Source organism: Parabacteroides sp. Marseille-P3160, assembly GCF_900162725.1.
GTDB lineage: Bacteria > Bacteroidota > Bacteroidia > Bacteroidales > Tannerellaceae > Marseille-P3160.
The window spans coordinates 2,514,629-2,538,174 of the sequence record NZ_LT799418.1; the positions used below are offsets into that span (position 1 = coordinate 2,514,629).

Sequence of the window (23,546 nt, forward strand, 5' to 3'; positions counted from 1 at the left end):
GCAGCGATAGACAAATCTATTGATTGAGAAAAAAGAACCGGATGGCAAATACGAATAATAAAATCAGACGGAAGATACGCTTCAGCCAACGCTTGTTCTGGTCCATTTTTACGATGTTCCTGGGATTCATCGTTTGCTTTTTGCTTTTTCATTATCAGCGCGAGTATGAATTGTCACAGGATAAGTTGGGGGGGATCCTGAGTAACTATAACTATCAGCTTCATGAGCAAATAATCCGTACCGGCAATATAGAAAGGACCGTGTCGCTCTTTCTGGAAGAGATTCCCCAGAAAGATTTACGTGTGACAATAATCGATTCCGAAGGAAACGTAGTCTATGATAATATTTCCGATAAAGAAGACTTCGAGAATCATTATAGCCGGAGCGAGGTGCGAAAAGCGCGCCAGGAAGGCGAAGGTTCCGCCGTCCGCACGTCCACCTCGAACGGTATAAAATACTTTTATTCGGCCGATAGGTTCGACGATTTTGTTTATCGTACAGCCTTGCCATACGATCGGTATATCTCAAACATCTGGACTGTTCGGAAGGAATATCTTTATTTCCTGATCCTGATGACTACCCTTTTTTTCTTTGTCTTACTGCATTTTTCAGCCAATATCGGACGGACGCTTTCCAAACTCAGTTCGTTTGCTTTAGACGTCGAGAATAATGTAGAGAATAATGATGTGGTCGAGTCGGCCAATTATTCTTTTCCCAACGACGAGTTGGGAGATATCGCGCAGAATATCATCAAAATATACCACCGGGAATTGGAGACAAAGAGAGAGTTGTCGATGGAGCGCGAAAAATTCAATAAACATTTCCAATATTCGCAAGACGGTTTCGCAATGTTTACCGCCGACGGAAAGGAATTATACTCCAATATCCTGTTCCTTCAGTTGATCAATATTATTTCGGATGCCCAGATACGGCAGATCGAGGATACCTTGCAGACTCCGGAGCTGGAGCCGATCCGTACGTTCTTGAGAACGCATATCGCCCAATTGTCGAGAAGGGAGAAAGTGTTGCGCGAATCCGTAACCGTTGAGAAGAGCGGAAAGATTTTCCAGGTAGAATGTATTCTTTTTTTAGATAATAGTTACGAGCTATCAATCAACGATATCTCCCGCCAGGAGGAGGAAACGCGCATGAAAAGGGAACTGACCCAAAACGTATCGCATGAGTTGAAAACGCCGGTAAGCAGTATCCTGGGATACTTGGAAACGATTCTTTCCACACCGGATTTGTCTCCGGAGAAAATGCATTTCTTCCTGGAACGTTGTTATTCGCAAAGTACCCGTCTGGCCGGGTTGCTGCGGGATATTTCAGTATTGAACCGGCTGGATGAGGCGAAAGATATGTTTGATCTGGCCGAAGTAAGTATTACAAAGTTGATTCATGAAATTATTAACGAGTGTTCCATCCAAATTAAAAATAAAAATATTGTTGTAGACTATTCTTTGCCGGGCGATCCGAAAGTTTATGGTAACTATTCGCTACTCTATTCTATCTTCCGGAATCTTTTCGACAATTCCATTGCTTATGCGGGGGAAGGCATCAAGATTACGATCAATTGCTATCGCGAGGCAGACCAATACTACTATTTCCGCTTTGCAGACAATGGTGTCGGTTTTGCCGAAGAGCATCTGAACCGTATCTTCGAGCGCTTTTACCGGGTAGACAAAGGCCGAAGCCGAAAGGAGGGAGGTACCGGACTGGGGCTTTCGATCGTAAAGAATGCCGTTGCTTTCCACAAAGGCCATATATCTGCCAAGAGCAAGCCCGGAGAAGGGACGGAGTTCTTTTTCACCCTAAAGAAAAATGTTTAAGATCCTTCCCTGGTATTTCAGGCTTTTAATGCCCTAATGACAATATTTTTTCCCCGGATAATAGAAAGATTTCTATTTTGCCGAAGAAGAATATTATTTCATTATTTTTGCTTTTTCTGATTTTTTTTCTCTATTTCGCACCCGTTATGAAAGACCCGGAAGAAAAAAATATCTTGCAAGAGATTGCCGCCGGAAACATGAAAGCCTTCGAAGTGCTGTTTCTTGAATACCATCCCCGGTTGGTTTATTTCCTTGTCGGTTTGACCCATGACTCGGAAATCAGCCGCGATATGGCGCAAGATTTATTCCTTTCCTTGTGGAATAACCGCGAAAAGTTGAAGGAGATAAAATCTTTTTCTTCTTATCTTTTCCAAATGGCGCGTTATACCGTCTGTGATTATTTTGACCGCAGGGTCGTTTCGGAAAAATATACCTACGAATTTTTGCTGGAAGCATCTCTTTCCAAATCCGAAGAAGAAGCTTTGTTTGCCCGTGAACTACAAGCAATCGTAGACCGGACGGTCGAACATATGTCTCCGCAGCGCGCCCGGATTTATCGGATGAGCCGGGAAGAAGGGCTTTCCAATAGCGAGATCGCGACCCGTCTGGGCATTAGCAAACGAACGGTGGAAAACCACCTGACCTCCGCGCTCTCCATTCTCCGCAAAATGCTCTATCTGTTTATTGTCTTATTATCAATGCATTAACAAAGTGTTGGCAAAGCCTTAAAATCGAGTATACTCGATTTATCCATTCAGTGCACTGAAATGAAAAAAGCAGTGCACTCGATTTTGAAGCCGGTTTTACTTTGTTTTTCGAACGATCGGCCGTTTATACGCCGAAGAAAAAGTATTTTCAGATAAGATTAAATAATCTTTAAAAGATGGGATATTATGTCCGAATGAATACATATCTTCGCAAATTGTTAACAAATAATCATTGATGGTGAGTAAAAATGGAAAAAAGAAATGGATTTTTCCTGTTAATCTTCTTATGTCTTAGTCTTTCAATCGCGGCAAATCCGGCGTTTCGGATCAAAGGGAAAATAATTAATGCTCAGAGTAATAAGCCGGTCGATTTTGCGGATGTACTTCTTTATCATGAGGGAAAATCTGATCCGGTCAGCCATGTTTTTTCCAAAGAGGACGGGAGTTTTCAGATTACCGATCTGCAAGACGGTAAGTATAATTTGCTGATACGGTTGGTTGGATATGATATCTACAATCGGATGAATGTCGTGACCGGCCCGGGCAATTCGGTAACCGACCTGGGAGTAATTGCCCTGAAACCGCTGGAAGTAGGACTTAAGGAAGTGGAAGTCGTCGCACAAAAGAAACAGATCATTTATAAACTGGATAAAAAGGTGATAGAGGCGTCTTCCAATTTATTGGCCGGTGGAGGATCAGCTGTCGATATCCTGGAAAATACGCCTTCTATACGGGTGGATGCCGAAGGGGAGGTGACATTCAGGGGTAGCAGTGGCTTTGCGGTGTATATAGACGGGAAGCCGAGCCTGTTCACCGGCTCACAGGCCTTAGAGCAAATACCTGCCGGGCAAATCGAAAATATCGAGATCATTACCACACCTTCTGCGCGTCACGATACCGGCGGAGATGTCGGTATTATCAATATTATTACCAAAAAACACACGCCGCAAGGATTTAGCGGGATGGTTAACCTGACGGGGAGCACCGTTGGGTCGCGTGGCGTCGATTTTCTCCTTACCCGGCAGAAGAAGGCGTCTCGCTGGTATGTCGGCGGAGTTTGGAGTGATCGTTTGCGTAAAAGCGATTTCGATCAGGAGAAGACAACGATTGTGTCCGACACGGCCACTACTTCCCATTCTACCGGTCCGCGAAAGAGCAATAATTTTAATTATTCATTGAAAACAGGATGGATGTATTCGATATCACATACGACATTCAATGCCGACCTGGAAGGCGGTTACGGAGGACGTACCCGGAAGGGAAACCTGGGTTATACCGAGAAACGTATGTCGGGCGGACAGTTATTCGAGTCGGGCGATTATGTCAGCCGCGACGATTATGACCTGCATGAAACCTTTTTTCAAGGATCCGTCGGCTTCGACCATAAATTTAATGACAAAGGGCACCAACTGACCGGTAGTTTTTACCTGAAATACGGAGGAAATGCCATGGAGTACTTTCAGAGCGACCTGTTTAACAGGCTTAACGAGCGTGAACAGGGGCATCGTGCCTGGGAGGACGAACATCGATGGACTGTACGCGGCAACCTCGACTATATCTATCCTTATAGTAAAACCGGGCGTATGGAAGGGGGATACCAATATTTTTCTTACTTGGAAGACGGAGACTACAGCATGCAATTCTGGGATCCTGCAAAACAGGAGTTCTACTGGCGCGAAGATATCTATAATACCTTTTATTTTCAACATGGGATCCATTCCGTCTATGCGATTTGGGGAGAGAGTTTCCGCTCCTTTGATTTTCAGGCCGGACTGCGCGGCGAACATACCCATCGGGTGCTTCGCAGTTCCATCTCCGGGAAAGACCGTACGTATAATAAGTTCGAACTTTTCCCTTCCGTACATCTGGGGTATACGTTTCCGGGCGATCATAAGCTGCTGGCATCTTATTCGCGCCGTATTACCCGGCCGCAGTTATTCTATATGGAACCTTATATCACTTACCGTGACTACTATACGGCAGAGATCGGTAATCCGGATATACGTTCCGAATACATTCACTCCTATGAATTGAATTATAAAAAGAATATAGGGGAACATACGGTCACCGCCACGGTTTTCCACCGGAGCCGCAAAGATAAAATCGAACGTTTGCGCATTCCCTACCAGGCAGGGGTGACGCTTGACTCGATGGCGAATGTGGGGCATGATTATTCCACCGGTCTCGAATTGAGCGGACAGGTGCAGCTTGCGCGCTGGTGGAATGCCAATCTGAACGGCAATTTGTATCATTATAAAGTAAAGAACCAGTACAAAGCAACCGGCGAAAATGAGAAGAGTACGAATTACGACCTTATGCTGAATAACTCTTTCGATCTGTTTAAATATACCCGTGTACAGCTCGATGCCAATTTTGTCGGCCCTTCCGTTACGACGCAAGGACGTACGGATGCTTTCTGGTATGCTAATTTTGCCGTGAGACAACAATTGCTGAAGCGGAAATTGTCAGCTACCCTGTCTTTGCGTGATGCTTTCAATTCCGCCCGCTACGTAAGCAAGATCATTACTTCCGATTTGCAATCGATTACCCGTATCCGTCCGGATTATCCGCTTATTACGTTGACTCTTAATTATACTTTCAATAATTTCAATATTAAAGGTTCCCAGGCTAAGGAAGATCATGATTTGTTTGAAGGTACGAATCACTAATTGTAGGTGATTGGGTTTCGCTTTTTGCTTATTCGGGGTATTGAGTGCTATGGATTCTTCCAATGAGTACTGTGAATTTGTTTAATGAGTACTGTGAACGAAACATTTCATAGCACTCAATTCTGAAGGAGAGTTTGCTTAGTTCTTCCCCTGCCCCGGATCGCTTTTTCCCGGTTGAAACGGGATAATATTAAATAATTTGCATTCCGGATTGTGTGTAAACGGGAGATTCACCGACTCCTTTATAAAGAGCGGATATTTTATGGAGGAACACAACAATATCAAACGAATCATAGGACTTTATTTCGGAAAACATTTTTCTCGGTACGGACGAATCCTGTTTGCCCGTTGGCTACGTGCAGATGATGAAAAAGAAGAAAAAACGGAAGCCTTGCAAGAACTATGGGAGCAATCCCCTAAGGAAGTGACCGATACGACTTATGCCGATTGGAACGCCTTACAAAAACAGTTGCAGAGCGAATCCGTTCAAGGACGTACCCTTCCTTTGTATCGCCGATGGATGAAATATACCGCTGTGGCGGCATTGATGCTGTTGACGGCCGGCACAACTTTCTGGCTGACGGATCGTTTGAAACCGGCGCGACCCGTAGAGATGGCAGAGTTGTTTGTTCCCTACGGGGAAAGCAAGCTGTTAACTTTACCTGACGGTTCGCAGGTTTGGGTGGACGCCGGTTCGCTGCTTGTCTATCCGAAAGATTTTACGCATATGGACACCCGTACGGTTTACCTGAACGGGGAAGCCTCCTTCAAAGTGCAAAAAAACAAAGAGCAACCATTCATTGTAAAAACAACTCACTTAGACGTGGAGGCCTTAGGTACGCTTTTTACCGTCGAATCCTATCCGAACGGTTTGTATACGAAGACGACTTTGGAAGAGGGGAGTGTCCGGGTCGATACGAAAGGAGCATCGCCTTCCTCATCCATTCTGAGACCTAACGACCAATTGCTTTACTCCCGCCAGGATCAGACCGTCAAGATACAAACGGTTGATGCCGCCTTATACGGTATGGAGCGCAGCGGTTATTTGATATTTGAAAACACCTCGTTTAGCCAATTGATGGCCTCTTTGGAACGGAAGTTTAATATTGTGATCCACTACAATGCGCAGAAATATGCGGGAGCTTATTATAATGTCAAATTTGCTCCTGGAGAATCCTTGATTGATGTCTTAAACATCTTGCAACAGTTAGTCGGATTGAATTATAAAGTAAAAGATAATGTCGTATTTATAAACTAAAGCAGAGGAGGGCGAAAACCATGTACAAAAGAAAGCCGGAAAGATAAGAAACTGCTAAAATCCCTCTTCCCGGCATTTGAAATCGAATGATACTTTTTTTGAGTAAAGCAACGTAATACGTTGATAAATAATAAATATTCAATTATCAAACATACAAAGATAAAAACTTTATGGATCTAATACACGTAAAAACGGGAAAACCCCGCCCGTTACTTATTTATATGGGGATTTTTTTGTTCATCAGTTCGTTATTATCCGCCCAACAACAGCCGGTGCAATTGTCGGGAAATAATTTAACCTTAAAATCCGCCTTCAAGCAAATCGAGCAACAAACCGGACTGTTCATAGATTACAATGTATCGGAAATAAACGATTCGCAAGTTTTGCAAAATATTCCGAAAAGATCGAATGTGAAAAATGTGATAGACCAGCTTTTGACAGGAACAAACAGTGTGGCCACATTTGCCAACGGGCATATTATTATCCGAAAGCAAGTCAATGTTCTATCTTCGAGGAGAAGGATTACCGGAGTTGTGAAAGACGACAAAGGAGAGCCTATCATCGGAGCGAATGTAGTAGAAAAAGGCACAACCAATGGAATAATCACGGATATAGAGGGACGCTTCCAATTGGAAGTTTCTTCCAATGCTATTTTGGCTGTGACTTATATTGGATATAATATGCAAGAAGTTTCAACCAAAGAAAAAAATGAGATTGAAATTATTCTATCGGAAAATACGAAGGCTTTGGAGGAAGTTGTCGTTGTTGGATATGGAACACAGAAAAAGGTCAATCTAACGGGTTCGATCGCTATTATTAATTTTGACAAACAAGCTTTGTCCAGACCCATTACAAATATTTCTTCTGCACTATCTGGGTTAAGTGCAGGAGTGCAAGTTCGCCAGTCATCTGGAAATCCGGGAAGTGATGGCGCTACTATTCGAGTTCGGGGGGTCGGGACTTTAAATAATAGCGATCCTCTAATTATTGTTGATGGGATAGAAGGGTCTTTAGATGCAGTAAATCCAACGGATGTAGAAAGTATTTCCATCTTAAAAGATGCGGCATCATCAGCAATTTACGGTTCGCGCGCAGCAAATGGAGTAGTGCTTGTTACGACTAAAAAAGGGAACCAAGATAAAATAAATGTCTCTTATAGCGCTAGATTATCTTTCTCAAGCCCTACTAATTTAATTGACCAAGTAACTAATTATGCAGATTACATGGAATGGATGAACGAGTCTCTAACTAATATAGGACAAGCTATCAATTTCCAGCAAACTACAATTGATTTATGGCGTGAAAAAGAAAAGGATAGTAATGGCATTAATGAATTCGGCTATCCGAATTATATAGCGTATCCTAATACTGATTGGCAGAAAGTATTGTTCAAAAGTAATTTGATGAATGAACACAACATATCCTTAAATGGGAGTACTAACAAAGTTTCATTCTTAGTCTCTGCAGGCTATTTGGATAATCCAGGATTAGTTGATAAAACTGGAATCAAAAGATATTCTTTCCGATCGAATGTTGATGTGAAAGTGACAGACTGGTTAAATATAGGGAACAGAACTTATGCTTCTCTACAAGATAAAGAACCCGGAGATTTCTCAGGAGCAAATAATTATCTTAACCTGACGACTCCGGGGGTGACCCCTATATATAATGGAGTATACGGTTGGCCTGAAGCATCAGAAGAGAGTGCGACTGCAAATAATCTTTTATATGTGCTTAATACGGCCAATGGGACAAATCAAAATTCTCAAATAAATACAACCTTGTATTCCAAGATGAAATTCTTGAATGATTTTACTTATAGCTTTAATTTAAATTATAACCGCCAATGGATTGAAAAGAGGAGTTGGTCTACTCCCGCTGATCGGGTGAGTTTTAGTGATGGAACTGTAAAAAGCCCTGCAACTCTTCCTGCGAATTTAACCACTTCTTTTTCCACAAATGGAAATTGGTCTTGGACAATTCAAAATTTAGTAAATTATAGTAAATTATTAAATGAGGATCATTCGTTTGAGGCATTAGCGGGTCACGAAGAATTTTATTACTACTCGTATAGCAATAATGCTACCAAGAAAGGACTGATCGATCCTTCTCTTACAGTCCCTAATGCAGCTACAGAAATGGTTTCGATTGGTGGTAGTGCATCTGATTATTCTACCCGTTCGTTTTTTGGCAGATTAAATTATGCATACAAGCAACGTTACTTATTTGAAGCAAATTTGAGATATGACGGTTCTTCTCGCTTTGATAAGTCTAATCGCTTTGGCGTTTTCCCTTCTTTCTCAGGTGCATGGCGTATTTCTGAAGAAGCATTTATGGATGGAAGCCGTTCTTGGCTAGATAATTTAAAACTGCGTGCTTCATGGGGAAAATTAGGAAATAACAGTGTTGGAAATTATGCTTATCAGGCAACATACAATTCCGTTAATTATTCCTTGGGAGGAACAGCCGTTTCTGCATTAGCAGCTAATTCTATTGCGAATTCTCTACTTCAGTGGGAATCCACAGCCATTACGAATATAGGGTTAGACATGTTAATGTTACATAATAGATTAACTGTAGAATTAGATGCTTATCACAAGCTTACTGATGGAATATTATATCAACCTTCTATTTATTTAACAATGGGTGTTAAAACTGCGCCATACAAAAATATAGCGGAAGTGAAAAATAGAGGAATTGAAACTACAATAGGTTGGAGTGACAGAAAGGGAGCTGTTGATTATTTTATAAAAGGGAATTTAGCTTATAACAAGAATGAGGTTTCAAAGTATAAAGGTACTTATGAGGCAGGTTGGGTTGTTGGCGAAAATGGAGAAAAAACCTACAAAACAAATATTGGTGATGTTTCTACAGGAAGTGCGACACGTGTAGTAGAAGGAAAAACGATGAATGAATATTATTTATTAAAGCCATATAGCGGGAATGGATCTCATTTTAATGCGGATGGTTCAGTTAATATTGCTGGAGGTCCTAAAGATGGTATGATACGAACAGAAGAAGATATGAGTTGGTTAACTGCAATGGTTGCTGCAGGTTATAATTTTTATCCGAATCAAACAATCAATAAAAGTAAAATTTGGTATGGAGATTATATTTATGCGGATTCAAATGGCGATGGCATTTATGGAAACTCATATGATAGCAATTTTATGGGCTCATCCAGTCTCCCCAAGTTTAATTTCGGTTTGCAAATGGGCGCAAGCTATAAGAATATAGATGTCTCTATGAATTGGGCCGGAGCTGCTGGCTTTGATTTACTTTGGGGACCAGTAGTTGGATATAATTCTACCGGAACGCGTATTGGGTATGGACTAATGAAAGACGTGGCCTATAATCATTATTTTTATGATCCGGCCAATCCAAATGATGAAAGAACAAATCTGTATGCAAAATATCCGCGTTTGACCTGTAATGAGAGTTCGTCACAAAATGCACAACAAAGTAGTTTATTTTTATATAGCGGGGATTATTTGAAATTGAAGAATTTAACAGTAGGTTATACACTTCCTTCAGTTATTGCTAAAAGAGTCCTTACGCAGTCTATACGACTTTATTTTTCTGGAGAGAATTTATTTACAATAACGTCTTTCCCCGGACAAGATCCGGAATTAGGAGCATCTCCAGGGTATACCTCGATTAAACAAATTTCATTTGGTGCCAATATCACATTTTAATTAAAACTTGTAAGATGAAACGATTAATAAATATCTGTTGGATCATAATTTCATTGATCTCCNCCTGCGAATTTAACCACTTCTTTTTCCACAAATGGAAATTGGTCTTGGACAATTCAAAATTTAGTAAATTATAGTAAATTATTAAATGAGGATCATTCGTTTGAGGCATTAGCGGGTCACGAAGAATTTTATTACTACTCGTATAGCAATAATGCTACCAAGAAAGGACTGATCGATCCTTCTCTTACAGTCCCTAATGCAGCTACAGAAATGGTTTCGATTGGTGGTAGTGCATCTGATTATTCTACCCGTTCGTTTTTTGGCAGATTAAATTATGCATACAAGCAACGTTACTTATTTGAAGCAAATTTGAGATATGACGGTTCTTCTCGCTTTGATAAGTCTAATCGCTTTGGCGTTTTCCCTTCTTTCTCAGGTGCATGGCGTATTTCTGAAGAAGCATTTATGGATGGAAGCCGTTCTTGGCTAGATAATTTAAAACTGCGTGCTTCATGGGGAAAATTAGGAAATAACAGTGTTGGAAATTATGCTTATCAGGCAACATACAATTCCGTTAATTATTCCTTGGGAGGAACAGCCGTTTCTGCATTAGCAGCTAATTCTATTGCGAATTCTCTACTTCAGTGGGAATCCACAGCCATTACGAATATAGGGTTAGACATGTTAATGTTACATAATAGATTAACTGTAGAATTAGATGCTTATCACAAGCTTACTGATGGAATATTATATCAACCTTCTATTTATTTAACAATGGGTGTTAAAACTGCGCCATACAAAAATATAGCGGAAGTGAAAAATAGAGGAATTGAAACTACAATAGGTTGGAGTGACAGAAAGGGAGCTGTTGATTATTTTATAAAAGGGAATTTAGCTTATAACAAGAATGAGGTTTCAAAGTATAAAGGTACTTATGAGGCAGGTTGGGTTGTTGGCGAAAATGGAGAAAAAACCTACAAAACAAATATTGGTGATGTTTCTACAGGAAGTGCGACACGTGTAGTAGAAGGAAAAACGATGAATGAATATTATTTATTAAAGCCATATAGCGGGAATGGATCTCATTTTAATGCGGATGGTTCAGTTAATATTGCTGGAGGTCCTAAAGATGGTATGATACGAACAGAAGAAGATATGAGTTGGTTAACTGCAATGGTTGCTGCAGGTTATAATTTTTATCCGAATCAAACAATCAATAAAAGTAAAATTTGGTATGGAGATTATATTTATGCGGATTCAAATGGCGATGGCATTTATGGAAACTCATATGATAGCAATTTTATGGGCTCATCCAGTCTCCCCAAGTTTAATTTCGGTTTGCAAATGGGCGCAAGCTATAAGAATATAGATGTCTCTATGAATTGGGCCGGAGCTGCTGGCTTTGATTTACTTTGGGGACCAGTAGTTGGATATAATTCTACCGGAACGCGTATTGGGTATGGACTAATGAAAGACGTGGCCTATAATCATTATTTTTATGATCCGGCCAATCCAAATGATGAAAGAACAAATCTGTATGCAAAATATCCGCGTTTGACCTGTAATGAGAGTTCGTCACAAAATGCACAACAAAGTAGTTTATTTTTATATAGCGGGGATTATTTGAAATTGAAGAATTTAACAGTAGGTTATACACTTCCTTCAGTTATTGCTAAAAGAGTCCTTACGCAGTCTATACGACTTTATTTTTCTGGAGAGAATTTATTTACAATAACGTCTTTCCCCGGACAAGATCCGGAATTAGGAGCATCTCCAGGGTATACCTCGATTAAACAAATTTCATTTGGTGCCAATATCACATTTTAATTAAAACTTGTAAGATGAAACGATTAATAAATATCTGTTGGATCATAATTTCATTGATCTCCCTAAATAGCTGTCGTGGAGATTTATTAGATACGATACCGTATGACTCTGTAAGTTCAGGTAGTATGTGGACCTCGGAAAGTTTAGCGGACATGGGTGTTTTAGGAGTATATAATGCGTTACATTATGAATATGTAGCCTTTAATCCAAATGATTATGATTGTATGGCAACCTCTACAGATTCGAGAGGTAATTGGAGTTCCACATGGCCGAATTTGATAGGAAATGCAACCCCTAGTTCGACGATGTATTCAGATTGTTGGAAACAACACTATGAAGGTATACATAGGGCAAACGATGCTATTGCTCATCTGTCGGATGTTCCCAATATGGATGAGGGAAAGAAGAAAAGATTGATTGCAGAATGTAAATTTTTGCGTGCATTTTTTTATTATAAATTGAACATGTTATATAGGGGAGTACCTCTCTATCTTGAACCGGTAGAATTGGATGAATGTACAAAAGGACGTGAAACCGAGGAAAAAATATGGGAAAGTGTACTTTCTGATTTGACAGATTGTGTAAATGAAGCGAATCTTCCTGAACGTTATGAATCGGGCAATTCAAGTTTTGGACGTATTACCAAAGGTGCAGCCTATGCATTAAGAGGTAAAGTGTATTTATGGCAAAAGAATTACAGTAAGGCAACCGATGATTTTAAACGTGTAGGCGACTTCGGATTTTCTCTTTTTGAAGGGGATTACAAGGCTCTGTTTAAAGAAGAAAATGAACAGTCTAAGGAAATGATCTTTTCGGTCCAATGTACAGATCAGTCGGGATATGGGAATAACTTGAGTTTCAAAATGGGATCAAGAACTACATTTGGGTCTTGCTGGAATGACTATTATCCCAGCACGGATTTTGTTGATACTTATGAATGGAAAGACGGGAGACCGTTTGATTGGAATAATCTGATTCCTGGTTATAATGAAATGACACCTGTTGCTCGATCAGTATATTTCTTAAGAGATGGTCTATCAGAAAGTGAAATCACAAAAATGAAAGTTTATGGTTCTGATATGGATAAATATTTATCAGGAGGAAATGAAGAACGTATTTTAGCTGCTTATAATGGACGTGACCCTCGTTTGGCAGCAACTATTATTACACCGTATTCTACTTATTTAGGAGCACCTTCCGGAGTGGAACATATTTATACCTTAAGATGGCCGTATAGAGGATCTGATGCTGCTGAACCGTATGATTTGCGCTCGGATACAAATACTAAATACCATTATCTGTTTAGAAAATTTGTTGCAGAAGGTATTTCCGAAATGCCAGCACGCGATCGTTCGCCAATTGATATTCCAATTATTCGTTATGCGGATGTTCTTCTTGGCTTAGCAGAAGCTTTGAATGAGGAAGGAAAGACCAGTGAAGCTATTCAATATGTGAATCTGGTTCGACAGAGAGCAGGCGTTGCCTTACTAAATAGTAATTCCTATACTCTTGTTGCTGATCAAGCCAATTTAAGAGAACGTATTCAAAATGAAAGAAGATGGGAATTTGCGGCTGAAGGCGTTACTTATTTTGATGAAATAAGGTGGGGTACATGGAAAGAAAAGAAATTTACTGAAAGTGGCGGATTAAAAGAAGTATGGGGTACATTGGTTTATTCCTATTTATATTTAGGTGATTACGTTGCTACATGGCCAATACCTGCTACTGAGTGTGAAATGAATTCAAATATTATTCAAACAACAGGATGGAATAATTAGAAAATATGAGGTGATGCCTGGAGAAAATGTATTTGTATGTTTTTCAAAAGGCATCATCTTTTTATACAATGGACAATGTGTACTCCTGCTTCTGCAAAAGTATTGAAGGAAAATATTATTGAATTGTCACAGAATGGAAAAATTTTACATCTTATTGTTGATGCTCCTAAAAATATAAAAATGCATATATGGTCTAATGAACCGGAATATTATTATGATGAACGCAATGATGGAACTTTGCGAGTCGGTTTTACTTTTACTCTTGGAGCTAAAGAAAGGACTTTGATAAAAGTGCGTTTAATGCCTCAAACGTAAATTTCTTATATAATAATCTGCTTATTTTTTAATTAGTTATCCGATCAGGCTTTGATTGGGAAAAATTATATAGTATGGTAAAAAAAATATATTATTGCATATTCGTTTTATATTTTGCTCCTTTATTGTTTTTGTTGTATGCACAGAATGACGATAAAACAAATACTATTATTTCTGTAGTAAAATTTGGAGTAAAAAATGATGGTTCGATTATTGGACCAGAATTAAATAATCTAGTTAGAAAATCTTTTGGTAAGACGCTCTATTTCCCTGCAGGGACTTATAACCTTTCCGAAGCGATAATATTACCTTATGATTATACCAAAAATGTCAATATAATCTTTGATAAAAATGCATTAATCAAAAGCGATAAACAACTAGAAGCTTTGTTGAAAATAGGTTATTCTGAGATGAGTACTCCGGATAGGAGCTATAGACGTTTTTCTTATATTGAAGGTGGTATGTTTGATTGTTCCAATGCAGACAATGGAATAATTGTTAATGGTTTAAAGCAGTTGGTCTCATTAAGATCTATCAGCTTGTTTAAAGGTCATAAAACCCATATCAGGATTCATGTAACTGATGATTTTAAAGGAACCGGCAGCTCCGATACGAAAATAGATAATGTAACAATACAAGGTATATCATCTAATGAAGAAGTTTATGGGATATATATTGATCACTCTTGCCATGATATAAAAATCTCCAATACATTTATCTATGGTACGAAGTATGCTATAGTTACTAAATCTGCAGGTCATATTTTGAATAATGTTCATATACTTGCTCAAGTTACAACAGGAGGACTTAACCTTAATTCAAATAATTTCCTCTCTACTGAAGGAATTAGAATTGAAAGTAGTGGCTTTTTTATCCTGCATGAAATATATTTCGATACAGTAGACAAGTCAATTGTTGTATCGTCTGACAAAAGCCCTACTCTCATAATAGATAAAAATATTCATTTTTCATATTTAGAAAATTTCGGAAGTTCTTTTATTCATAAAGATAATGAGTCTACGGTACCTTTTCAGGTTAGAATATCCAACTCAATATTTGAAACGACGAAGGTAGGCTATGAGATATTTGATGTTAATCCCTTAATTATAAGCGATGATACGAAGGAAGATTTTACTTTTATAAATAATGTGGTAAAAAGGCCTTACCTGTTGAACCCTTATGACGCTTCTCTCTTGCAGGGAATAAGGAATAAGGTGAATGATGATTTGGTTTTTATGAGTCAGAATTATTTTGATGTAGAATGGCATGCCTTGGGTGCGTTAATAGCTTCTTCTTCACTTAGTATGTTAAGACTTGATCTTTCGGATGAATGTTCGGTTGAATTGGACCTGAAGTTTAATGGAAATAAAGTGACTTTAATTAACAGTAATATTATTGGCCCTAACAAGGACAATCTTTCGTTTCAAATAGGGTATGTTATCAAAAATAATAGATGTGTTTTATTTTTGAGACCAAATGTTGGATGTTCACTTAATCCTATTATCAGCGATTTACGGGGTAATGGATCTTTTATGAGAACTCCATCCAAAGATAGACATTATCATTTAATTGATTATAATATAAATGAGAATCCGGTTTTACTTATTGAAAAATGATTTGTTGTTATATAAAATGTTTTTCAGGTTCATTTCCATTTTATAATTTAAGTATCTTTGTTTATCATTGTAAAAATGGAAGAAAAGAGAACCTTTTTATTGTACGGATTAGGTTATTGGGAAGCAGTGAAATAGGTAGTGGAAGGTAAATATGAAAAATATAAATAATGAAAACTTCTAATGATTTAAAAAAAAGAATATACGTGCTTTTATTGTTGTCTATAGGTCTTGTTATTTCGCCTTCATTGATTGGACAGTCTTCCCGGATGATGTTCGGCGATACTTCCCGTATAGGGGTTCCTTTTTCAAAAGATCCGCATGTGGTGAATTTCAAAGGAAGGTATCTGATGTATTATTCTATTCCTCCGTTGAAAGACGATCCTGCTTCCGGTTGGAATATCGGGATTGCCGAGAGCCGGGATCTGACGAACTGGGCGAAGGTAGGAGAGATCACTCCTGCCCCGGGCGCTGATTATGAACGAAAGGGACTTTGCGCTCCCGGGGCCCTTGTGAAGGACGGGAAAGTGCATTTATTTTATCAAACTTATGGAAATGGACCTAAAGATGCTATTTGCCATGCAGTATCTTCGGATGGCATCCATTTTGAGCGTAATCCGACGAATCCCATTTTCCATCCTACGGGCGATTGGACATGCGGACGTGCGATCGATGCGGAGGTTTGTGAGTTTAAAGGGCGTTATTTTCTCTATTTTGCTACGCGGGATAAGGACTTTAAGATACAGATGCAGGGAGTCGCTACGGCTCCGTTGTCTACTGATTTTAGCCGGGGTGATTGGACGCAAGTCGCCGATTCTTCTATTCTTTATCCGATTTATCCTTGGGAAGGCGAATGTGTGGAAGGCGCTTCCATTGCCCGGAAGGGGGATACATTGTATATGTTTTATGCAGGGGCTTACAATAATGCTCCCCAGCAAATAGGAGTCGCTGAAAGTAAGGACGGTATCCATTGGACGAGATTGTCCGAAGAACCGTTTTTGCATAATGGGAAGCCCGGTGAGTGGAATTCAAGTGAATCCGGTCACCCGCATCTTTTTACGGATTTGGACGGGCGTACTTATTTATTCTATCAGGGAAATAATGATCATGGGAAGACTTGGTATATTTCAAAAGTCGAGGTTTTCTGGAGAGATGGGAAACCCTATCTGAAATAAAAACTTGTTGTTTCGAACAAAATATTTGCTAATCGGAAACCATCGGAAACTGTTGATAGAATTTTAATAATTCGAAGGTTTCTCTTTTTTAATATTACCGATGTCGGAATATAGGATTCCAAATAATCAGACTATTGGTTATTCATCAGAATTTATCAAATAAATAAACATGAAGAAAATTATTCTTATAATGCTTGCAAGTGCAATGTTAACCTGCAACACAAAACAAAGGGAGGGGTTGCAAGCTCCTCTTTTTCGTATGTTTGGTAAATTATGCTGACTCTCTAAGATTGTTGGCTTTTTCTCATGGAAAGTCAATTGAAAAGATAAAATCACCATGATTGCAAAAATAAAACAGCGTTTTTTGCAAAAAACGCTGTTTTTATTTGGCGTTTTTATATCTTTACTCTCAATTCTAAATTTGAATTCAGATGGAACAATTGTTTGAACTCTTCCGGAGGTTACTCCAATTGACGGATACATCGTACGTTCGTTACCTGCATGACGACATCGACTGGTCGGCGCGGATGGTAGGGATAGTAGGTCCCCGTGGTGTGGGGAAAACAACTATGCTGCTGCAACACATCAAGCTGTACCTCTCCCCCGATGATACGCTTTTTGTCAATGCCGACGACCTTTATTTTGCGGAACACAGGCTCTTCGACCTCGCTTCCTCTTTCTACAAGAACGGTGGCAAACATCTTTTCATCGATGAAGTACATAAGTATTCCGAATGGGCGAAAGAACTGAAAATGATGTATGACTATTACCCCGACCTTCAGGTTGTCTTTACTGGTTCTTCCATTCTTGATATCTATAAGGGGAATGCCGACCTGAGCCGCCGGGTATTGAGTCATTTCATGCCGGGGCTTTCTTTCCGGGAATATCTGAACCTGTCACGCAGTACGAAGTTGCCGGCTTATTCTTTGCAGGACATCCTGATGAACAGGGTGGAACTTCCCGACGTGGAACATCCGCTGCCTTTGTTCCGCGAATATTTGATGAAGGGGTATTACCCGTTTTTCAACGATCCCGGATACGACCAACGCTTGCGGAATATTGTCAACCTGACCGTAGAGAATGATATACCGGTATATGCAGGCATGAATGTGGCTTCAGCAAAGAAAATCCGCCAATTGCTCTATATTATCTCCCAAAGTGTGCCGTTCAAACCCAATTTTACCAAAATCGGGCAAATGATAGACGTGCACCGCAATCAAATCACGGACTTCCTGTATTATCTCGAACGGGCGGGAATCGTTTCCATGTTGCGTAACAATACGGGTGGAGTCCGCCTGCTGGGTAAAGTGGAAAAAATGTATCTTGACAATACGAACCTGGTTTATGCGTTGGCGGAAGGCAACCCAAATACAGGCAACATCCGTGAGACATTCTTTCTTTCGCAAATGCGGGTTGCCAATACGGTGACTTTACCCCCAAAGGCGGATTTCGAAATTGAAGGTAACACATTTGAAGTGGGCGGAAAAGGTAAGGGGCAAAAACAAATATTGGATCTTGAAAACGCATATGTCGTGAAAGACGATATCGAGTACGGTTATAAGAATATCATTCCCTTGTGGCATTTCGGCTTTAATTATTAATATCAGCATCCTGTTTCCTTTTCCCGGTACGGGTTTTTGGATTGAATACCCTGGGAAGATTCCGGACATGTGTCAAACCATTCAGTTGGTTATTGATACACAGCTAGAACAGATATTGTTACTTATAATCAGGCAGATGACTATGTGTAGGATGGACAGATGATAGAAGTAATTCCTGCTTGGTAATTTATAAACGGATGATTTATTTTATTAAAATCAATAGTATTGGGAATTTATATTTAATTTTGTTTGATAGTGATAACGTGTAATATAATTCTAATACTATATAGCATGTCTCTTGATGTTAACCCAGAATTAAATTTCGGACAGTTTTATAATACGTATTATAAAAGGTTTGTCCGTTATGCTTTTTATTATGTAAATAATCAACAGATAGCTGAAGATATGACTCATGATGCGATCCTATATTATTGGGAAAACAAAGAGAATATCCCTTTGGATACAGATGTCTTAGGGTATCTATTATTGACTATCCGGAATAAATCTTTGAATTATTTGAAACACTTGCGAGTGGAGAATGATTATAGTAAACGATATGTTGAGTTATATGAATGGGAAATCAAGGCCCGTATCATGACGCTTGAAGATGTTGACTATTCAAAGATATTTACCAAAGATATTATGGATATTATATCTTCTTCTCTGAAAAAATTACCTCGGAAAACACAAGAGATCTTTATCCAAAACCGGTTTCAAAACAAATCACGTAAGGAAATTGCAGCCGAGATGAACGTTTCTTTACAAAAAATCGATTACCATATCAATAAAGCCAATGATTTGTTATATAATGATTTAAAAGATTATTTGCCCTTGCTTCTGATTTTATTGGAAAAAATATTCTAAAAAAGGTTAGGATTTTCATAGCTTCAGTTGCTCTTATTATAGAACCTAATTTGAGATTCCGATTTTCTAAATTAAGAGCAAGGGTATGGATCGTTATATGTTAATTCGTTATTTTCAAGGAGAGTGTTCCGGAGAAGAGAAAGAAAGAATCCGCCAATGGTTGGAGGAGGATGAGAAAAATGAAAAACAATTCATCAATGAACGGATACGTTTTGATGCCTCTCTTTTTATTGATGAAAATGAAATCCAAATCCAGCGGCAAAATAGTAAAAAGAGGTTTCTCTGGACTCTATCTAAAGCGGTTGCAGCCGTTCTTCTTCTGATTGGCAGTAGCTATCTGTTTAATCTTTACCATTCTAATAATTCGGATGACTCTTTCCAACATATCAATGTACCTGCCGGAAGCCGCACCTCTGTCACTTTACCGGATGGTTCTTTAGTTTGGCTAAACTCGAATACGACCCTTTCTTATCCCAATTTGTTCTCAGGAAAGAAACGGACGGTAGAATTAGACGGGGAAGCCTATTTTGAGGTGGTAAAAGATGATAAAAAAGCATTTATTGTAAAAACAGGTAATCGCAGCATCGAAGTTTTAGGAACCACCTTCAATGTGGAGGCTTATGCAAAAAAGACAGCATTTAAAGTCTCTTTGTTTACAGGAAAAGTGAAAATTTATGCCGATGAAGAGAAGTCTGACTGTGTTTACCTGAATCCTGGAGAAGCTGCAGAGCTAACCGGCAAAGTGTTCCAAATAAAACCGGCCAATACGAATAGTTCTCGTTGGAAAGATGGATTGATTATTCTCGAGAATAATTCGTTTGATGAAATAATGCATCTGTTTGAAAAATATTATGATTTGGAGATTATTATACGTAATCATCAAGTAAAGAATTTAGGATATCAGGGAAAACTGCGGATTGCTGACGGTATTGATCATGCTTTACGTGTCTTACAAAATGATTTTCATTTTACATATGAACGTAAAAAAGATTCCAACGTAATCTATATTAATTAACCGAATAAATACGAATGCCTATGAAATAATCTAATTCAGTCGTAAAAGGGAATCGGTAAATGCGCTAACATCTACCGATTCGGAAAAGTACATTTATAAAAACATACTTATTCACTAAAAGTCAATACAAAGATATGAAAAACATTTTTATGTCGGGGATGGCATTGCCTAAAAGCAATGGTAGTCTCCATATAGTTAGAATTATGAGATTAACAATTTGTCTATTACTATTATTTACCAGCTTTGTTTTTGCTGAAAATGCGACCTCTCAAAATGCACGGGTAAATTTGAGTAAATCGAAAGCTATTCTTAAAGAGGTTTTAGAGGAAATTGAACACCAAACGGACTATCTCTTTATCTCAAACCTGAATGTCGATTTGGAACAAAAGGTTTCTGTTAAAGCGAATAACAGACCAGTACGGGAGGTTCTGAATGAACTTTTAAAAAATACGGATTTGACCTATTCTGTGGAAGGCGTCAATATTGTACTCTCTAGAAAAAACAGTTCTGAAGTTAAGCAACAAGCCCGAAAGAAAATTACAGGGGTTGTAAAGGATGTCAACGGAGAGCCCATTATCGGCGCAAATGTCGTGGAAAAGGGTACTACTAACGGAATCATTACTGATATGGACGGACGCTTCCACATGGAAGTACCCGAAGATGCCATCATTGCTGTTTCTTACATCGGATATAATCCCCAGGAAGTATCAGTATTTAATCAATTTTCTTTTTCTGTAACACTGCAGGAAGATCTGAGAACTTTAGATGAAGTAGTCGTTATTGGTTATGGTACGGTGAAGAAAAGTGATTTGACAGGTTCTATAAGCAGCATAGAAGTTAATAAAATAAAAGGAGTTTCTGTTAAATCTGTTGATCAGATGTTGCAAGGACGAAGTGCAGGGCTTTATATGGTACAAAGCTCAGGTATGCCTGGCTCTGGTTCGTCTGTTCGGATCCGTGGAGGTAATTCTATTTCCGGAGGAAATGAACCGCTGTATATCATTGATGGAGTTCCTGTTTATCCGAGCACAGATAATAATCAGACGGCTTTGAATCCTTTGAATTCTATCCCTACTTCTGATATTGCATCTATAGAAGTCTTGAAAGATGCTTCTTCAACAGCTATCTATGGATCCAGAGGAGCCAATGGAGTTATCATCATTACGACGAAAAGTGGGAAAAGCGGTAAAACGACTGTTTCCTTCGAATCTTATCTAAATATTCAGAATACAGCTAAAGAATACAAACTTTTAGATGCTCCCACATTTGAACGTTTATCGAATGAGGCCCTTGTTAATGCGGGTGGACAACCACTTTATGATGAAAGTGTAACTCCTGCAACAACGGATTGGCAAAAGTTGACTGCAAATGAGAATGCTTTAGTACAAAATTATCAACTTTCTCTTTCCGGAGGAAATGAAAATACGACTTTTCTGACTTCATTCAATTATTTTGATCAGGAAGGTATTATTAAATCGACTGATATGAAAAAGTACTCTTTTAGGACAAACTTAAATCATAAGGTTTCATCCAGTATCAACTTAGGCCTTAATCTGACTATGACAAAAGTCGATAACAATAGAAGCGGGCTTGCTACTCTTGGGAATCGTTTGGGAGTTCCCCCTAATGTGCCAGTAATAGATAGTGACGGAGAGTATACTTATCAATATGGTGCGGATGCTGTGTTTGACAATCCTGTAGCTATAATAAAAGATAGAGTAGACAGGAGATCTCAGTTTCGAACTTTAAATAATGTCTTTGCCGAGTGGGCTCTTCTTAAAAATTTAAAGTTACGTTCATCATTCGGTATTGATATAATATATACAACGAGCGACATTTATAACCCTAATACGGTCCAAAGCGGACGTGTGCAAGGAGGTACCGCAACTAAAAATTCAAATAATTCACTTATGTGGATTAATGAAAACATTCTTACCTACACAAATACGTGGGGAAAACACAATCTTACGGGGTTAATCGGTTTTACACAACAGTCATCTAATGATAATGCTCTTTCTGCCGGTTCGTACGGTTATTTGAATGATATCTTGGAAATGAATAATCTTGCGTCTGGAACAACCTATTCAGCTCCATCTTCTTCTGTCATTAAGTGGGCTTTAAATTCCTATTTGGGACGTGTTAATTACACTTTTGACTCTAAATATTTATTGACAATGTCTTTTCGGGCAGATGGGTCGTCTCGTTTTGGGAAAAATAACAGATGGGGGCATTTCCCTTCAGCAGCCTTGTCATGGAGAGCTTCAGAAGAGCCTTTTGTTAAAGAATGGAGTATTTTCAGCAATCTGAAACCTCGTATTAGCTTGGGGATTACAGGTAATCAAGATGGTATTGGGACTTATCCGGCATTTAGTTTACTTGGATCGTTAGGTTATCCTGTAAATGGGAAAAAGATAACAGGATATTATCCTTCTCAGGTCGCAAATACTAATTTAAAATGGGAGTCGACGGCCCAATATAATGGAGGAGTAGATATTGGCTTTTTTAATAATCGATTGAACTTTGTTTTTGATTTATATTATAAGAAAACGAGCGATTTGTTGTTGAATGTTACGATTCCATCTTCATCAGGTTTTACCACAGGACTAAAAAATATTGGTCAAGTAGAGAATAAGGGAATAGAATTGTCTGTTAATGCGACTCCTTTAGCTAAAGAGTTTGTCTGGACTACTAATTTCAATATAACTTTTAATAAGAACAAAGTACTGAATTTAGGAGGACTACCTTCTATTTTTCCTGCTCAACCCTCGCATGAGGATTCTGGTATCCAATTAGGTAGAATTATTCAGGTTGGCAAACCTTTAGGTACATTTTACGGATATGTTTTCGATGGCCTTTTTAGTACTTCTGATGATATTGCTTCTTCTGCACAGCCTAATGCTGCTCCGGGAGATATTAAATATAAAGATCTAAGTGGACCGGATGGCGTTCCGGATAATACGATCAATGATTTGGACAGAACAACCATAGGGAATGCTCAACCTGAATTTTTTGGAGGTTTTACCAATGATTTTTCCTATAAAAATTTTGATTTGAACGTCAACGTGATCTTTAATTATGGAAATGATATATATAATGGAACAAGGGTGCTGTTGGAAAATATGCAAGGTGTTGGAAATATGTCTGCAGCTACAATTAACTGATGGACGCCGGAATATCAAACAGGAAATCTCCCGAGA

13 protein-coding genes and 1 pseudogene are annotated in these 23,546 nt (G+C 38.8%); all 14 read left to right on the forward strand.

What is annotated here, in order from left to right:
* Positions 1-41 precede the first annotated feature (41 nt).
* Positions 42-1,829, forward strand: a complete 1,788-nt coding sequence (locus BQ8014_RS09985) for a sensor histidine kinase (protein ID WP_080904212.1) — start codon at positions 42-44, stop codon at positions 1,827-1,829.
* Between the two features lie 146 nt (positions 1,830-1,975).
* Positions 1,976-2,536: an RNA polymerase sigma-70 factor gene (locus tag BQ8014_RS09990; protein WP_080905914.1), complete on the forward strand. Its 561-nt coding sequence runs from the start codon at positions 1,976-1,978 to the stop codon at positions 2,534-2,536.
* Positions 2,537-2,784: 248 nt separating this feature from the next.
* Entirely contained in the window at positions 2,785-5,205 is a 2,421-nt protein-coding gene (locus BQ8014_RS09995; protein WP_080904213.1) for a TonB-dependent receptor, read from the forward strand.
* 262 nt (positions 5,206-5,467) lie between these two features.
* The gene (locus BQ8014_RS10000) at positions 5,468-6,463 is read left to right on the forward strand and encodes a FecR family protein (RefSeq protein WP_080905915.1); all 996 of its coding nucleotides are present in this window, start codon (positions 5,468-5,470) and stop codon (positions 6,461-6,463) included.
* A 170-nt stretch (positions 6,464-6,633) separates the two neighbouring features.
* Positions 6,634-10,158 carry a SusC/RagA family TonB-linked outer membrane protein gene (locus tag BQ8014_RS10005; RefSeq protein WP_234998020.1) on the forward strand — a complete coding sequence of 1,175 codons (3,525 nt, stop codon included), beginning with the start codon at positions 6,634-6,636 and terminating at the stop codon, positions 10,156-10,158.
* 87 nt (positions 10,159-10,245) lie between these two features.
* Positions 10,246-11,988 (forward strand): annotated as a pseudogene (locus BQ8014_RS10015) (SusC/RagA family TonB-linked outer membrane protein); the annotation flags it as partial.
* A gap of 14 nt (positions 11,989-12,002) precedes the next feature.
* Complete coding sequence (locus BQ8014_RS10020) at positions 12,003-13,766, forward strand: RagB/SusD family nutrient uptake outer membrane protein (protein ID WP_080904216.1); 1,764 nt, start codon at positions 12,003-12,005, stop codon at positions 13,764-13,766.
* Between the two features lie 36 nt (positions 13,767-13,802).
* Positions 13,803-14,081: a hypothetical protein gene (locus BQ8014_RS10025; protein ID WP_139785110.1), complete on the forward strand. Its 279-nt coding sequence runs from the start codon at positions 13,803-13,805 to the stop codon at positions 14,079-14,081.
* A 74-nt stretch (positions 14,082-14,155) separates the two neighbouring features.
* On the forward strand, positions 14,156-15,697 hold the full coding sequence (locus BQ8014_RS10030; protein WP_080904218.1) for a hypothetical protein: 1,542 nt from the start codon (positions 14,156-14,158) through the stop codon (positions 15,695-15,697).
* 167 nt (positions 15,698-15,864) lie between these two features.
* On the forward strand, positions 15,865-16,869 hold the full coding sequence (locus tag BQ8014_RS10035; protein ID WP_080904219.1) for a family 43 glycosylhydrolase: 1,005 nt from the start codon (positions 15,865-15,867) through the stop codon (positions 16,867-16,869).
* Between the two features lie 431 nt (positions 16,870-17,300).
* Positions 17,301-18,470 (forward strand): ATP-binding protein, encoded by a 1,170-nt coding sequence (locus BQ8014_RS10040; protein ID WP_080904220.1) that lies wholly within the window; start codon positions 17,301-17,303, stop codon positions 18,468-18,470.
* 291 nt (positions 18,471-18,761) lie between these two features.
* Positions 18,762-19,334, forward strand: coding sequence for an RNA polymerase sigma-70 factor (locus tag BQ8014_RS10045; RefSeq protein ID WP_080904221.1), 573 nt, complete (start codon positions 18,762-18,764; stop codon positions 19,332-19,334).
* Positions 19,335-19,419: 85 nt separating this feature from the next.
* Positions 19,420-20,349 carry a FecR family protein gene (locus tag BQ8014_RS10050; protein WP_080904222.1) on the forward strand — a complete coding sequence of 310 codons (930 nt, stop codon included), beginning with the start codon at positions 19,420-19,422 and terminating at the stop codon, positions 20,347-20,349.
* Between the two features lie 134 nt (positions 20,350-20,483).
* Positions 20,484-23,510: a TonB-dependent receptor gene (locus BQ8014_RS10055; RefSeq protein WP_234998021.1), complete on the forward strand. Its 3,027-nt coding sequence runs from the start codon at positions 20,484-20,486 to the stop codon at positions 23,508-23,510.
* Positions 23,511-23,546: the final 36 nt, after the last annotated feature.

What these genes read in the sequence shown, in the direction of transcription:
- BQ8014_RS09990 (WP_080905914.1), top strand. Translation starts at nt 1,976, where the DNA reads ATGAAAGACCCGGAAGAAAAAAATATCTTGCAAGAGATTGCCGCCGGA.
- BQ8014_RS10040 (WP_080904220.1), top strand. Translation starts at nt 17,301, where the DNA reads ATGGAACAATTGTTTGAACTCTTCCGGAGGTTACTCCAATTGACGGAT.
- BQ8014_RS10005 (WP_234998020.1), top strand. Translation starts at nt 6,634, where the DNA reads ATGGATCTAATACACGTAAAAACGGGAAAACCCCGCCCGTTACTTATT.
- BQ8014_RS10030 (WP_080904218.1), top strand. Translation starts at nt 14,156, where the DNA reads ATGGTAAAAAAAATATATTATTGCATATTCGTTTTATATTTTGCTCCT.
- BQ8014_RS10035 (WP_080904219.1), top strand. Translation starts at nt 15,865, where the DNA reads ATGAAAACTTCTAATGATTTAAAAAAAAGAATATACGTGCTTTTATTG.
- BQ8014_RS10025 (WP_139785110.1), top strand. Translation starts at nt 13,803, where the DNA reads ATGTTTTTCAAAAGGCATCATCTTTTTATACAATGGACAATGTGTACT.
- BQ8014_RS10000 (WP_080905915.1), top strand. Translation starts at nt 5,468, where the DNA reads ATGGAGGAACACAACAATATCAAACGAATCATAGGACTTTATTTCGGA.
- BQ8014_RS10020 (WP_080904216.1), top strand. Translation starts at nt 12,003, where the DNA reads ATGAAACGATTAATAAATATCTGTTGGATCATAATTTCATTGATCTCC.
- BQ8014_RS09995 (WP_080904213.1), top strand. Translation starts at nt 2,785, where the DNA reads ATGGAAAAAAGAAATGGATTTTTCCTGTTAATCTTCTTATGTCTTAGT.
- BQ8014_RS10055 (WP_234998021.1), top strand. Translation starts at nt 20,484, where the DNA reads ATGAAAAACATTTTTATGTCGGGGATGGCATTGCCTAAAAGCAATGGT.
- BQ8014_RS10045 (WP_080904221.1), top strand. Translation starts at nt 18,762, where the DNA reads ATGTCTCTTGATGTTAACCCAGAATTAAATTTCGGACAGTTTTATAAT.
- BQ8014_RS10050 (WP_080904222.1), top strand. Translation starts at nt 19,420, where the DNA reads ATGGATCGTTATATGTTAATTCGTTATTTTCAAGGAGAGTGTTCCGGA.
- BQ8014_RS09985 (WP_080904212.1), top strand. Translation starts at nt 42, where the DNA reads ATGGCAAATACGAATAATAAAATCAGACGGAAGATACGCTTCAGCCAA.